Source organism: Aureibaculum algae, assembly GCF_006065315.1.
Lineage (GTDB): Bacteria > Bacteroidota > Bacteroidia > Flavobacteriales > Flavobacteriaceae > Aureibaculum > Aureibaculum algae.
On record NZ_CP040749.1, the window covers coordinates 5,082,658 to 5,097,743 of the forward strand.

Genomic DNA, 15,086 nt, shown 5'->3' on the forward strand with positions numbered 1-15,086 from the left:
TGTCAATAACTCCTATGCTTGAACGTCTTTTTATTTTTGATATTTTAACTTTTAGTTATTTTATTTTTACCTAAATATCTGAATACAATTAAAAATCTGAATAGCAACTTTTAAAATTTAGGAATTGTTTGAAGGTCTATATTTCCAATAAAGTAATCATAACCCGTTTTTAAAAGTAATTTTTTCGTTTTATTATACAATACTGATTTGTTTGCATATTCAATTAATAAGATTTTTAAAGTATATTTATCAATAAGAACTTCTAGATCTGATAAGCGATTAGCAGTCTCTGACTTCTCTCTTAATCCATAAGCATTAGTTTCAAAATTATAATTAGTTATAACAGATTCAAGAGCTACCATATTTACATACTTATATGTTTTATCAATTATTTCTAAACCTGAATTTTGTATTAAAAAAATGTCCTTATTTCTATTTCTAATTTCTTTTAAAAGTTCTATCAAATACTCCTTAAAATTAGGATTTGGTCCAAAATTACAAACGTTGTCAATATTATCTAAAAATAAACCATCAAACCCCTTTCCTAAAATTTCATCTATTATTACATGTAACCTATTCTTTAGCTCTAATGATGTAAGGTCTAAATGGAAACTATTCCAAATAGAATTTTTACCTAATGTATAATCTTTTAGGTAATTATAGTATTTAGAATGAGCATTAATCTCCGCTAAGCTTAAATAAGCAATTACTTTTACGTTATTACTTTTGAGTATGTCAACCTCCTCTTTGGTATAATGAGACTCTTCTAAAACCAATAAATTATAGCCCTTTATTTTATTATGATCAATTTTACCATAACAAACCAGAGTTTTTGGTTTATTTTGAGCCATGGATTTAGTATTGATAAACGATAGCATAAGGGTTACTATTAATATAATTTTAATGTGATGCATTGTAGTAGTAATCTAAATTTTTAAAAAAATTAAGACATTCTTTTAATGTAATAAGCATAAATATGACAGAACCAATTAACATTCCCCACGTGCTATTTTCATAAGAAAATATTCTACTTGCAAGAATGCCAACAACAATATTAACACAAATGGCTATTGTGATTGCTTTTACAGCAGAGTTAGGTTGATTTAACGTAAATAAATATAGAGCATTTAACATTCCCCAAGTAAAAAAAGTATATCCAACCGCTCCTAGTATAGTAACCTTCACACTAAGTTTACTTAAAGGTTCTTTAAAATAAGCTTCATATCCCCATGGTTCAACTATTGCTAGGTATATTATAAAGAATATAATAAAACTGCAAAGAAACAACAGACCTACTTGTCTCCAATAAGCATTATAAAATCTTTTGTTGAATTTACGATATTCATTAAATGGTGTTGATTTTATTAAAAGATTTAAAAATTTTGTAAAAGCTGCAATATTATATTCTAAAATACCTGCTAATAGTAAAAATACAAGTATAGCTATATCCATACCTATTTCATAATTCTTTTCATAGTAAACAATATAGGGCACTTCTCTTGCCGAGGTTGACCAAGCTATTATTCTGTCAGTAAAAACAAATACATACACTAAAGTACCATAAATAAAGTAGCTATAGTTTTTATAGATAATTGCTAGTCCCGAATCAATAGTATTATCTTTATTTATTTCAATTTTTCTAAAAAAGAATTTTAAATAAAAAAACATCATAGATATCGCCATTGCAATCCCTATCCAATGTGTAAGGTAAATGTTTAGTGTCGTATACGTTTTCAGAGTAATTGCTAAAATGGTACCTACTAAAATAGCAACAGATACAACCCATCGTTTTTTAATAGTATGCATCGGAGCCAAAAAGAGTAATAATACACCTATCAAAAGAGCATAAGAAAAAACGATTAATAAGAACTGAAAAGGATATAAATAAACCATAAAGTTTATTATCGCTATGAAAATAAAAACAGCAAGCATTGCTTTTATACCATCAATTATTATTTTATAAATGGTTTTTTTAACCATTGTAAGATCGTCGTGATACCAATAAAAAGAGGCTTGACGACCAATTACTTGAACAAAACCACCTGTTAAAACTAGCCCTAGAATTACACCAAAAACTACTGCTGTAGATTGTAATTCGTTAAACCCAAGATAAGTCCATAAAGAGTAACCAAAAATAACAATTGCTGCTATTTGTAAAAAAACAGGAAATAAATGAAACAATCCGGAAGGAAAGTATTTTAAAAAGAGTTTCGTTTTTACAACTGTATAATTTGAGATACTAATGGTAGCTTCTTCTTCTAAAAGGTTTTTTTCATTTTCATTTTTAAGTGTATCAGGACTTTCAGTTATTAATTGGTTATATATATAATTTCCAAGCTCTTTTATAGAATTTTTACCATAATCAGTTTTTACATCAATATTTCTAATACCGAATGATTCTATTATTGCTTGCACCACAAATTGATTTACAGGAAAACCTATTTTTTCTTTAATTGAAGCTATTAATACTTCCGTTTTATCGTCGTTTTCTTTTTCCTGCATCAATTAGTAATTTCTGTTATTAATTGAGTTTTCTTTATTTCTTCAATTTTTTTAGATTTATCACTTTCATATAGCTCTTTATAAGCTTCTTCATAACCGTTAATAAACTTTCCTATAGTAAAATAATCAATAACTCGTTGTCTTCCGTAAACACTCATTTCTTTTCTCAATTTGTCATCTGACAAAAGCTCTACTACTTTGCTAGCAATTTCATCATAATCTCTTGGCTTACAAATAAACCCAGACTTTTCGTCTAATGCTTCATAAACACCTCCAACATCCGTTGATACAACCGGTACGCCACTACTCATTGACTCTATTACCGTAAATGGAAAACCTTCAGAAATTGATGTAAGTATTGAGATATCTCCTTCATTGTATATTAAATGTGGATCAGAATGAAAACCTGCCAATTCAAAATTAGCTCTTAAATCTAACTCATCTATTAAGTTTTCGCATTTTTTAGTATATTCAGGCACTGCATTTTTACTTCCATAGACCAAGAATTTTACATTTGGTATTGTTTTTCTTACCACATTGCAAGTTCTTATCATTGTAAGAATGTCTTTTAACTCAAAAATTCTAGCTGCAGCTACAACTGTTGGAACATTTTTTAAATGATCAGGTTTTGGTCTCGGTTTAAACAAATTGTGATCAACACCATTGTAAATAATTTTAATTTTATCTTTTGCGGCACCATAAACTTCTTCCCAGGTTGTATTAAAAGTATTAACCGAAAGAATGGAATCTGCATTATAATAGGCTATTTTGGTAATACATTCAGAAAATTTAATTAAAAAATTTTTAAGGAAAAAAGAATATTCTGATGAATTAATTGCAATGAGACGCTCCCTAATAAAAACACCATGTTCCGTAATCATGATCGGTGTTTTATATTTATATTTTAAGGTTAATGCAGGAACTACGGGAAAACCTGATAAGGTAATATGAGAAATATCTGCTTTAGGAATTTCTATTGAAAATGGAATTAAAAACCGATAAATCCACCGTAAACCAATAGTTAAATCTAAAAGAGAGATCTTATATGAAAATTTTTCATTTGCCACATGAGTTGTTATAGCTTCCCTGTAGGTCTCCCATACAGATACGCTAGTCATTGTCTTTTTAAAGTCATGCTTATTAAAAAATTTCCACATGTTAAAAAATACTTTATCTAATTCAGCGGCTTCCACAGAGTCACTATTAAAAATAGAATTCATTAGTTCTTTAAAAACAGGAATAAATTTTTTCTGAATTTTCTTTTCCGTCGTTAATTCTTTCTGAAGAGCTAACTTGTAATATTTTTTTCCATAATTAATATAATCATGAGGTTCATTTGGAGCCCAAATTGGTACTTGAATAACTTCATCTACATTCTCACTAAGCTCATATTTAGATTTCGTTTCCAAATGAGCATTAATAGAATAAATTACAAATGAGGCATTAGATACTTCATGTGTTAGTTGATGTGTCCATGTAGAAATACCTCCTCCGGCAAACGGATAAGATCCTTCTAACACCAACAATACTTTAATTTTTGGGGTTAAAGACATTAATTAGGGTTCTTTTTATAGCAATTACAAAGAAAAAGATTGGGTTATAAATTTAGACAATGAGATCTTTTTAGAGTTTAGTATCATAGCTATGTTTTTTCAATTTTAAAATAGTATTATTTTCATAACTATAACAACTTAAACCATAAAGTTACTACTTTATCCTTTAATGAATTTTACCAATAAATAATTGTATTTCTTCTAATTATACTCGTCTGCACCAATATCTATTATGGTATCAATTACTCTTAATTGACCATCAATATCTTTTTCTCCTTTTAAAATAACATGTTCAGAATTACCACTATTTATGGCTGGGGAGGTATCTTTTAAATGAAAATCAAATTCATTTCCATTTAAAAAATTAGGGTTTTGATAGGTTGAAAATTTATCAAAACCTGTTTCTTCCTGAAAACTTAACAAATCTACACACCATTTAGTATTCCAATCAAAAAAAATGTTTTGAGATGTTGAATAATATAAATTATAATCTATAATAACATTGGTAGAACTAAGGTTACCAAAAATGGTTTTACCGCTTTTATCAGAATAAATAATGTTGTTTTCAAAATGTAAACCTTCATTATAAGAGATATATACTTCGGCAATGCTTTTTGAACTTATTGTATTATGAAACAAAGTATTGTTATAAAAACTACTATTTGTTACTTTACCTGATTCGGGATAATTAAAACCTCCAACAGAAATTCCAGCAATTTCGTTTTTATAAATTACATTATTTCTAACGGTAATATTATCTGCAGATTTACCTTTATTCTCACAACCTATCTCTATTCCATAACCATTACCAAAAGTAGTATTATTAGATATTTCCAAATTTTGGCCGCCATCAACATAAATACCAGCTGAATTAGCATACGGAGATACACAATTATAGACTACATTATTTGATAGAACACCATTTCTGGCTTGATCTTTTAAGGGGTCTTTACAAACTTTTTCATGACCCACAATATCAATACCAATATTAGTAAGGTCATAAACCTTATTGTTTTTAACGACAAAGCCATCAACATTTCCACTAACAGCAATACCTTCACTGTAACCTAACCTACAATCATAAAGCTCATTAGAATCTATCAATAAATTCGTAATAGCTATTTCACTATTAGAGCCATGAACTATTATACCTTGAGCATTTCTTTCCGGATTTGCCTTTTTCTTGGGATTATTTGAAAAGTGGATGTCGTGTATATTGCAATGGTTTATCGTAATGTCCGTAGATGACCCATTGATAAAAATTCCTTGGGCATAATTATGAATATTATTAGCCAATTCTAAATTCGTAACTGTTATAAAAGACTGATTTTCTATTTTAAGAATAGCATTTTGTGAATTATCAATACCTGTGGCATCTATAACAGCGTTCTTTTCTCCTCTAATCACGATTCGATTGTCCTTCGATCCACTTCTATTAACGGTTAACTTCTCATTATAAACACCTGCGTTTATATTCAATGTATCTCCAGGAAATAGTTGGTTTATACCAAACTGAACCGTTTTCCAAGGTCTTTTTTTACTACCTTCATTACTATTATCTCCATCAAAACCTACATAATAATTAGATTGGGAAAATAGCATGCTAACACTAAATAATAATAATAAAGTAATAGTTTTATTCATACTTAATTTATAATTTTATAGCGAGCAAATATCGTAAATATTTGCTAATCAAATCTTCTTGAGCATAAATGATGCCATCTTTGGCACAACTTTTGGAATAGCCCTACTATATTTAAAACATTGAATTATGAAAATCTTAAAATTACTCAGCATATTTTTTCTAAGTACCGTATTATTTACTTCATGTGTAATTAATGATGATCCTTATGATGATTCAATTACGTTGGAGCAATTGGTAACTTCTTATGATTTATGGTATGTAGATTATAACAGGACTACAGGTAACGTAGATATACCCTTTTTATCAAAAGCATTTACCGTTTCATTTCAAAATGGCATTTTATTAGCAAATAATAATATGGTAGGTTTAGGAAGTGTTGGTAACGGATATGGCGATCAAATTGGTTATTACGAAACTATTAATGGTGTGTTAGAAATAGATCATGATGAAGATGGTTTTATTGATTTGGAAGTAATACAATTGGCAGGTAATGAAATTAAAATAAGAGATAGTTATACAAATGCTACTTATTATTTAGAAGGATATCAAAAAAATAATTTTGATTATGACTTTGTTTTTTATGACAATATAGAATACTTTTTACAAGAGTATGTTGCTTGGGAAAAAACAAACACAAGTGCACAAGGTGCTATAAATGAGTTTGATAACGAGAATTTCCTACAATTTACACCAGAACAAAATACGACTTTTAGGTCTTCTCAAGACCCTTTTGGCACGGATATTGATTATATATATTGGGATTATGTAGGTGCTTATGAAGTGTTTGATGTAGAAGGATATGACGATCTAAAGATTTTAACATTAGATTATGATTCGTCAGGCAATGAAGAGTTTGAATTGAGCGTTATAAATGATGGTGAAGTAGATTTGTATCATGTAGCATCAGGAACTACATATACTTTTAATGGAAGAAGTAATATTGTTTATAAAAACGCAAAAGCAAAAGGACAAATTCCTGAAACAAGAAAACGATTTAAAACAAATCGTAAAACTAAAAAGAGAAATACAAAAGTATAAAGATAAGGTTTGGTTAGTTGATTTTGGTTGATTAAGTTCAACCATACCCGCCCCGATTATTCGGGGCGGTTTTTTTTTGAATACATTTTAGGTTTTTAAACTTAGTATTATTTTTTATCTTTAATGTTTCATATAGTTAACACCTTCCAATGTGTAATACTACAAGTCTAAAATCTTATAGCTCACATCTAAAAAAATGCTTAACAAACGCCTCTTAATTAAAAACTTACTCGCTTATAATGATGAAAATAGTTTTTATGACAAAAAGATACAGTTAAACTTAGATTCAAAAGAAGGCAAAGCTAAGTTTTTAAAGCATGTTTGTGCTCTGGCAAATTCAAACCCGCAAAATAATTCATATATCGTTGTCGGTGTTGAAGATGAAAGTAATAAAATTGTAGGCGTCGATTTTTATGATGACAGTAAAATACAAAACTTAATTAATGCCTATTTCAATAATCCTCCAAAAATACAATATGAAAACATTGCTTTTCCGAGATTACCACGCTATAAAGTAATTGGATTGGTTACTATCAATCCTATAGAAAAGATAACATCCCTTAAAAAAGGACTTTGGAAATATCCTAAAGACAGTATTTTTCTTCGTTTAGGCAGTAATTCAATTCCTGTACATGAGGTAATATTAAAAAATACCAATAAGGCAATTGTTGAGTCTATAGAAAAAAATGCAGCTAATAATATCAAACTCACTTTAGATGGTGTTTTTGACTTTATGAATGAGCATCAACAAGAATTAAATCCTAGTTATATTGTATTTAAAGATCATTTTGTTTTGTGCTGGGCGGGTATTAAAAAAGAAACCAAAGGTAAAATATTGTATTCTAGAGTTGATATTGAGTTGGTAAATGAACAAATTAGATTATTCTATTCCGCTTTCGATGAAGTAGAAATTGACTATAATCAACAATCATTTATCATTACAGAATATATACAATTATCAAACAATGAAAAACCTGCATCAAAAGATGTAGGAGGTCTTTATCCATTAGAAAAAACAATTATTAATTTTAAAGAAAATGGCACCTATGATATTGCTACTCAGCTTCTTTTTAATCCCCCAACATTTGACCCTGTAGTATTAAAGCATATTTACAATAACAACAATGCAATTCTAGACAAATTACAAAAAGGAATACCCCTTTCTAAAAATAACAGATTAGATTTAGAACGCTTACCTACCACCTATTTAATTTGCTCATTAAATGGATTTAAAGATGCGAAAAAGAAATTAGAACAAACTAAGCCCTTTTTACGCGAACTTCAAGATAAGTCAGCCTATATAAAAACAAAAGAGGCATTACGTGTATTGCGGAAAATAAGATACTATAAATAGCTCAATGACTATTTTAAGGTTCTTACATAATTAACCACATCCCAACGTTGATCTTCAGTCAGAATTGGTCCCCATTTTATCATATCGTTTCTTCCATTGGTAACTTTCCAAAAAAGTTCTCCATCAACTTGTGCTTGAACCATGCTCGAAGTCAAATTTTGAGGTTTCGGAGTCAAAGCTTTTCCTCCAATTCCGTCTCCTTTTCCGGCGGTACCATGGCAAATCATACACCTTGTTTTAAAAATCTTGGCTCCACGCTTAGCAGATTCCGCTTTATCAGCTGAACTAATAGGGTTTTTAAGGGCTTTCGCACCTTCAGGGGCTTTCCATCTGTCTTCTTGTAGTGTAAAGCTCATAAAGCCCACTAAAACAGTTAAGCCGAATATATATAGTAGTTTTTTTTGCATAATTTGTGTATTAACTAGTTGATTTTTATAATTTTATCATACTACATAAGGCAAATTCTATACCAAAATGAATGTTAAATGTATAAAACCCCTTCCAAACAAGAACGAATTTTGACAATAATTATTCTAAAATTGTACTTAAATGGTTAATTTTAAGGCATGAAGAAAACAGCATTTATTACGGGAGCCACTAGTGGAATAGGCCTTGCAACCGCAAAAGAACTAGCCAAACACAATATAAAATTGATTCTTTGCGGAAGACGGAAAGAGCGTTTAGAAACTATAAAAAGGGAATTGGAACAAAAAACAGAGGTTTATACCTTGAATTTTGATGTTGCTGACAAAAGAGCAGTTTCAGAAGCTATCAATTCACTTCCTGATGGATTTAAACAAATTGATATTCTCATAAATAATGCAGGAAACGCTCATGGTTTAGACCCAATTCAAACTGGAAGTTTAGATGATTGGGATGCAATGATGGATATTAATGTAAAAGGATTACTCTATGTTAGTAAAGCGATTATTCCACAAATGACCGAGCGAAAAAGTGGACATATCATTAATATTGGTTCATCTGCTGGTAAAGAAGTCTATCCCAAAGGAAATGTATATTGTGGAAGTAAACATGCCGTATTAGCAATAACTGAAGGTATGCGAATTGACCTTAACCCCTTCGGGATTAAAGTTGGAGCAGTAAATCCAGGTTTAGTTGAAACAGAATTTTCCCAAGTTCGCTTTAAAGGTGATTCAATTGCAGATAACGTCTATAAAGGATTTAAAGCCTTGCAACCCGAAGACCTAGCTGAAATTATTTATTTCGCCATTTCTCGACCGCCACATGTTAATATAGCCGACATATTGGTTTTTTGTACAGCACAAGCAAGTAGTACTATTGTTAATAAGGACTTATAATAGGAAAAATCCCCTTTAAATTCTAGGGTTTTTCCCCTTGACTTGTCATTCGAAATTAACGATGTTTGTATTCTACTTTAAATCAATTTGAGAAAAACCTTGTTTCTACCCATAAAATTTATGGTGCTGAAACAAGGTTTTATTTTTGTTACAAATCAAACTTAATACCCTGTGCCAATGGCAAACTTTCGGTATAATTAATTGTATTTGTTTGGCGTCTCATATATACTTTCCAAGCATCAGAACCAGATTCACGTCCACCCCCAGTTTCTTTTTCACCTCCAAAAGCACCACCTATTTCTGCACCCGAAGTACCGATATTAACATTGGCAATACCACAATCAGAACCTGCTTGAGATAAGAACTTTTCCGCTTCACGCAAATTATTAGTCATAATAGCAGAAGATAAGCCTTGAGCTACTTCATTTTGAATAGCAATTCCGTTTTCAACTCCACCTGAATATTTTAATAAATACAATACAGGTGCAAAAGTTTCATGTTGTATAATTTCAAATTGAGGTTCTCCTTCAGCAATAGCAGGTTTTACATAGCACCCGCTTTCATAACCATCTCCTGAAAGTACACCACCTTCAACAACAATTTTACCGCCTTCTTCAACTACTTTTTTAAGAGCGTGTTGATACATTTTTACAGCATCTTTATCGATTAAGGGGCCAACATGATTATTTTCATCTAATGGATTTCCTATTCTTAACTGGCCGTAAGCATCTGCAACAGCGTTTACAACTTTATCATAAACAGATTCGTGAATAATTAACCTTCTGGTAGAAGTACAACGTTGTCCACAGGTACCAACAGCACCAAAAACCGCTCCAATCACCGTCATTTTTATATCAGCATCTGGCGTAATAATAATAGCATTATTACCACCTAATTCTAATAAAGACCTTCCTAAACGTCCTGCTACTTCTTGAGCAACTATTTTACCCATTCTTGTAGAACCTGTTGCAGAAATTAGAGGAATGCGTTTATCTTTTGTCATCATTTCACCCACTTTATAATCACCATTAATAAGGTTGCAAATTCCTTCTGGTAAATCATTAGCTTTAAAAACCTCAGCGGCAATATTCTGACATGCAATTCCACATAAAGGTGCTTTTTCAGAAGGTTTCCAAACACAAACATCACCACAAATCCAAGCTAATGCCGTATTCCAAGCCCATACTGCTACAGGGAAATTAAATGCAGAAATTATACCTACAACACCTAAAGGATGGTATTGTTCGTACATTCTATGTCCTGGACGCTCACTATGCATGGTAAAACCATGTAACTGACGTGATAATCCAACTGCAAAATCACAGATATCAATCATTTCTTGAACTTCGCCCAAGCCTTCTTGATAGCTTTTACCCATTTCATACGAAACCAGTTTACCTAAAGCTTCTTTTTTCTCTCTTAATTTATCCCCAAATTGTCTTACAACCTCTCCACGTAATGGGGCAGGTTTTGTACGCCAAGTTTTAAACGCAGCAGTTGCCGTTTCCATTACTTTTTCAAAATCAGCAGCTGTGGTTGTTTTAACTTTTCCAATCAACTGGCCATCAACTGGTGAATAGGATTCAATAAAATCTCCGTTTGAAAAACTATTGTTTCCCGTTGAGGTACCATTATTTATGTCTTTAACTCCTAATTGTTTTAAGGCTTCTTTTATACCAAAATCTGTTGCTAATGCCATTATTATAATTTTATAATTTGACAGCTAATTTACGAAATAAAAATTATGAAAAATTGATTTCCATCCCTTTAATAATAGTAATAAAAATTACAAATTAAAGTTTATAAAACAAAAAAGCCACGCATAAAGCGTGGCTTTCTAGCTATATTTGGCAACCAACCAAATATAATTAACCAACTAAAACCTAAAGTTTAACCCTCCGTAAACACCAAAGAAATACGGTTTAAATCCTCCTGAATCTTCAGAAAAAGTATTCAATTGATATTTTAACATCGGGGATGCGTTTAAAAATAAATTAGGACTAAGATTGTAATTCAAATCGAGCCCTACATTACCACTAAAATTCATGTTGTTAAGGTTAGAAGCTTCACCCAAGGAAGTCTTTTTACCAAAAGATGTAATTGAAACATCATTATCGTATAAAAAATAAGTACTTACTCCACCCACAAGGTTTACCCCTAATTTTTTCTGTACAAGAGCGTATTTAGCCTCTAAAGGTACTTCAACATAACTGTAAGATTGATCTAAACTTCCATTACTATCAAATGGAGATCTTTGACTATAAGTTTCTGAACGTTGAGATGTTGTTGATGACACCTCGACAATTGCACCAATATCTGAATTAATGTTGGTTTTAGAATTATTTAACAATGCTGAAGATGTTATAACAGATACATTTTCAGTAGAATACCCTAAATCAACATTCTGAATACCTGATTGTAAACTAAACTTATCTGTAATCTTATAATTAACTTTTAATCCATAAGAAATAGAGTTAGTACTCGTTTTAGTATTATTAGCTAAAGAAGGATCAATTGGAGAACCTTTGCTTGAAGAATTCAAATAAACGGGACCAATAGCAGACCCTATAGACCACTTTTTATCATTAACAACAACGATGTTTTCTAATGCATTCTGTTTTTCTACTTCTTCTAACAAATCAACATTCTTATTCTTTACTTCTTCATTTAATTTTTCTAATAAAGCAACCTTGGTATCTAATCCGTCTTGCGACTTTTCACTATTTTTAAATTGGTTTACAACTTTATCTTCTTGTTGAACAACAGAAATTGCGTCAGATACTACAGTATTAACATTTTTAATATTGTTTTCTGTGGATTGATTTTTCTGATTAGTAACAACGTTTTTAGTAGCTCTATTTTTTTGGCTTGACACTTCTTCAGTCGTTGATATTAAACTTTCTTCAACCTGAGTATTTATAAGATTCTTATCTCCACTATTTTTTTCAGAACTGAACCCATCTTCAGAAGATTGATTTTCTTTAAATTCATTATCTTCTATATTAGTATTAGTGATAACATTAGTATCTGGAACATCTGGTTTTATGTTCTGACTATTATAAACTTTATAACCCGCGGGAATTAAAAATAAAAGAATTGCCGCTGCACCTGCTAAACGCAACCACAACGGTATAATTCTTCTCTTCTTCTTTTTCACAAGTTCTTTTTCAATGCCTTTCCAAACATTGGGTTCAGGAAAAACTTCATAGTCTTTGAATTTTTCCTGAAACAATCTGTCTATATTTTTATGATCACTCATTTATTAAAGTGCTTCGTTTTTCATTAGTTGGTTGGCCTCAATTTTATCCCTTAAAATTACTCTTGCTCTTGATAGATTTGATTTAGAGGTTCCTTCAGAAATATTTAACATTTTGGCAATTTCTTTATGCGGATAGCCGTCTAAAACATACAAATTAAAGACCATTTGATACCTTTCTGGTAACTCTCTAATTAAATTAAGTAAAAAATCTAATTGAATATCTTCTTCATCGATTTCTACCTCAACCTCTTCTTCAGGTATTTCTTCATTAACTAGGCTTAAAACATTTTTTTTACGATACGTTTGTAAAGACGTATTAATAATGATTCTTTTTATCCACCCTTCAAATGAACCTTTATGCTCATATTGTTCAATTTTTTCAAAAATGGTAATAAAACCATTATGTAAATTGTCTTGTGCTTCTTCGTAATTTTTTGAATATTTTAGACATAGCCCAAACAATTTACCAGCATATAGCTGGTAAATTTGAGATTGGGCTTTTATATCTTTTTGCTTACAGCTATTTATGAGCTTTTTTAAACTCATACTTTTTATTATGTGTTAATTGTTAAACTCATTAACTTATTTCACTGGCTTTTTCCTTTATTCCGCTTTAAAAAAAATTTACAGTAACACAGGCTATGCTCATATATTTTGTCTTATCTAAAAAAATAGTAAAACATTAATCAACAAATATATTAATTAACAAATTAGCTAATTAATTACAGGTACAACCACATCTTCAAAAGTATCATTACCGTCGTTATCTTCACCTTTCCAAAACCTAAAAGTATAATCTTCTGATTGTTCAACATTTACCACAAATTCATATTCCATTGTTACAGGAACATCTGAGCATTGATCATTTTCATCAACAATAGATACAATTGCAATTTCTCTAGTTGTATCTACTTGTTTATAATACAAATCATAAAAAGAATGACATGCATCAGGCAAATCATATTCAACTTTAATTGTATATGACATTCCTAATTCAAATTCATCTGGAACAACATACGATTTAATTGGCAATGTTTTAAGCACCAGATTTGTGTCATTATCATCATTTAAACTACATGAAACTAATGTAACAGCAACCAAAAAGGTTAATAAAACTTTTTTAATCATAATTCTAATTTTTTTTAATTGTATAATAAAGATGTATCGATTGCAATAAGGTTGCGTTAATTTTATTTTATTCAACTACAGGCATACCAATTTTTCCTATAAAGCAGATGGCATTGGTATTCTTTTCCGTTATTAAGAACAGAAAAGGCTTATTTAAAGTCATTCTAGTGCTTGAGCCTGTAGAGGTTGTTTCAATTCCGATAGTTGTTACAGCAGCTGCTTCTGTTCCTATTTCATTTACTTCTATAAATGTTTTTTGTTTTACAAATGCTATTTGCGTAGCTATCTCACTAATTCCGCTAAAATCAGCATTATCGGTAAAAGCAATTCCTAATCCTAAATGATCAAGTGCTTCATTAAATAATTTTTCATAAGCGAAAGTAAATTTTGGCATACTTAAATAAATTCCATTTTCATTGTATTGACCAAGCCAATTATTCCAACTTTCTTCATTCATATCTGCAATAATATCTGTAACGTTTTTATCTTCATTTGGTAAAAATACCATCATACTATATTTATCATTTTTGTACGGCAATATAACCGATGAAAATAGGCTGTTCGATAGAAAAGATAAATCTTGTTCCATATTCATCATGGCAACACTTTTAGTATTTCCTTCTTCGGGATAAAAAGGCTGATCATTTGTGTTTTCTTCATTAAACTTGTATTTCCAGTCACTTCTAAAATACAACGCATTGATTGCAAATAAAACCAGACTTGGAGAAATATTATCAATAACAGTTGGTATTTTCTGTTGCGTCTTATCAGCAATCCAATTATTAATAATGTCTACAGAATTTGGGTCTTTAAAATCCAAATTTTGGACCTTAGCATCATAAAATTGTTTATTCAAATCAATAAATGCATCTTTAACGGGAAAATTGTTTTTAATCCATAATGAATTGGCGATATTAAATATAGCTCCAGAATTATTATCTGATAACTGAGCTATAAGGTTTTGGTTGACTAAATTAACTTCTTCTAATGATGTGTTTCCATAATTAAAAACACTATTAAAGGCCTCTTTAGTTTGATTTTCGGCTCCATTGTAAACCATACCTAACGCCAATGAGGCACTAACGGGTGAAATCATAAAGTTTTGTGACGATTCTTCTTTTGCTATTTCTTTAAAAAGCGAAAAAGCAAATTCGTTATTTGACTTTACAATCTCGCCACTTTTGGCGATGGATTCAAATTCGGGCAATGGTTCATTAGTTACTGACTCACAAGATATTAGTATAATCGATAGAAAAAGAATCGGTAGTAAATAGAATTTCTTCATCAT

Annotated in this window: 13 protein-coding genes; 3 read left to right on the forward strand and 10 right to left on the reverse strand. The window is 30.2% G+C overall.

Features of this window, described 5'->3' with window-relative positions; genetic code table 11:
• Positions 1-110: 110 nt before the first annotated feature.
• The 4 genes from FF125_RS21480 to FF125_RS21495 form a co-directional block, all read right to left on the reverse strand.
• Positions 111-851, reverse strand: a complete 741-nt coding sequence (locus FF125_RS21480) for an endo alpha-1,4 polygalactosaminidase (RefSeq protein WP_175418980.1) — start codon at positions 849-851, stop codon at positions 111-113.
• A gap of 49 nt (positions 852-900) precedes the next feature.
• Positions 901-2,502 carry an exopolysaccharide Pel transporter PelG gene (locus tag FF125_RS21485; protein ID WP_138952223.1) on the reverse strand — a complete coding sequence of 534 codons (1,602 nt, stop codon included), beginning with the start codon at positions 2,500-2,502 and terminating at the stop codon, positions 901-903.
• Positions 2,502-4,055 carry a GT4 family glycosyltransferase PelF gene (gene pelF / locus FF125_RS21490; RefSeq protein WP_138952225.1) on the reverse strand — a complete coding sequence of 518 codons (1,554 nt, stop codon included), beginning with the start codon at positions 4,053-4,055 and terminating at the stop codon, positions 2,502-2,504. Before pelF ends, FF125_RS21485 begins: the two co-directional genes overlap by 1 nt.
• Positions 4,056-4,256: 201 nt before the next feature.
• Entirely contained in the window at positions 4,257-5,699 is a 1,443-nt protein-coding gene (locus tag FF125_RS21495; RefSeq protein WP_138952227.1) for a right-handed parallel beta-helix repeat-containing protein, read from the reverse strand.
• Between the two features lie 127 nt (positions 5,700-5,826).
• On the opposite strand from FF125_RS21495, the gene FF125_RS21500 reads away from it, so the two are divergent.
• On the forward strand, positions 5,827-6,738 hold the full coding sequence (locus tag FF125_RS21500) for a hypothetical protein (RefSeq protein WP_138952229.1): 912 nt from the start codon (positions 5,827-5,829) through the stop codon (positions 6,736-6,738).
• Between the two features lie 196 nt (positions 6,739-6,934).
• On the forward strand, positions 6,935-8,092 hold the full coding sequence (locus tag FF125_RS21505) for an ATP-binding protein (protein WP_138952230.1): 1,158 nt from the start codon (positions 6,935-6,937) through the stop codon (positions 8,090-8,092).
• 8 nt (positions 8,093-8,100) lie between these two features.
• On the opposite strand, the gene FF125_RS21510 is transcribed toward FF125_RS21505, so the two are convergent.
• On the reverse strand, positions 8,101-8,499 hold the full coding sequence (locus FF125_RS21510; RefSeq protein ID WP_138952232.1) for a c-type cytochrome: 399 nt from the start codon (positions 8,497-8,499) through the stop codon (positions 8,101-8,103).
• Positions 8,500-8,658: 159 nt separating this feature from the next.
• On the opposite strand from FF125_RS21510, the gene FF125_RS21515 reads away from it, so the two are divergent.
• On the forward strand, positions 8,659-9,411 hold the full coding sequence (locus FF125_RS21515) for an SDR family NAD(P)-dependent oxidoreductase (protein ID WP_138952233.1): 753 nt from the start codon (positions 8,659-8,661) through the stop codon (positions 9,409-9,411).
• A gap of 148 nt (positions 9,412-9,559) precedes the next feature.
• On the opposite strand, the gene amaB is transcribed toward FF125_RS21515, so the two are convergent.
• From amaB to FF125_RS21540, 5 genes are all read right to left on the reverse strand, one after another.
• Positions 9,560-11,110, reverse strand: a complete 1,551-nt coding sequence (gene amaB, locus FF125_RS21520) for an L-piperidine-6-carboxylate dehydrogenase (protein ID WP_394344118.1) — start codon at positions 11,108-11,110, stop codon at positions 9,560-9,562.
• Between the two features lie 177 nt (positions 11,111-11,287).
• Positions 11,288-12,670 carry a TonB-dependent receptor gene (locus tag FF125_RS21525; RefSeq protein ID WP_138952236.1) on the reverse strand — a complete coding sequence of 461 codons (1,383 nt, stop codon included), beginning with the start codon at positions 12,668-12,670 and terminating at the stop codon, positions 11,288-11,290.
• Positions 12,671-12,673: 3 nt separating this feature from the next.
• Entirely contained in the window at positions 12,674-13,216 is a 543-nt protein-coding gene (locus FF125_RS21530) for an RNA polymerase sigma factor (protein WP_138952238.1), read from the reverse strand.
• Positions 13,217-13,384: 168 nt separating this feature from the next.
• On the reverse strand, positions 13,385-13,798 hold the full coding sequence (locus tag FF125_RS21535; protein WP_138952240.1) for a hypothetical protein: 414 nt from the start codon (positions 13,796-13,798) through the stop codon (positions 13,385-13,387).
• A gap of 67 nt (positions 13,799-13,865) precedes the next feature.
• Positions 13,866-15,086, reverse strand: coding sequence for a serpin family protein (locus tag FF125_RS21540; protein ID WP_138952242.1), 1,221 nt, complete (start codon positions 15,084-15,086; stop codon positions 13,866-13,868).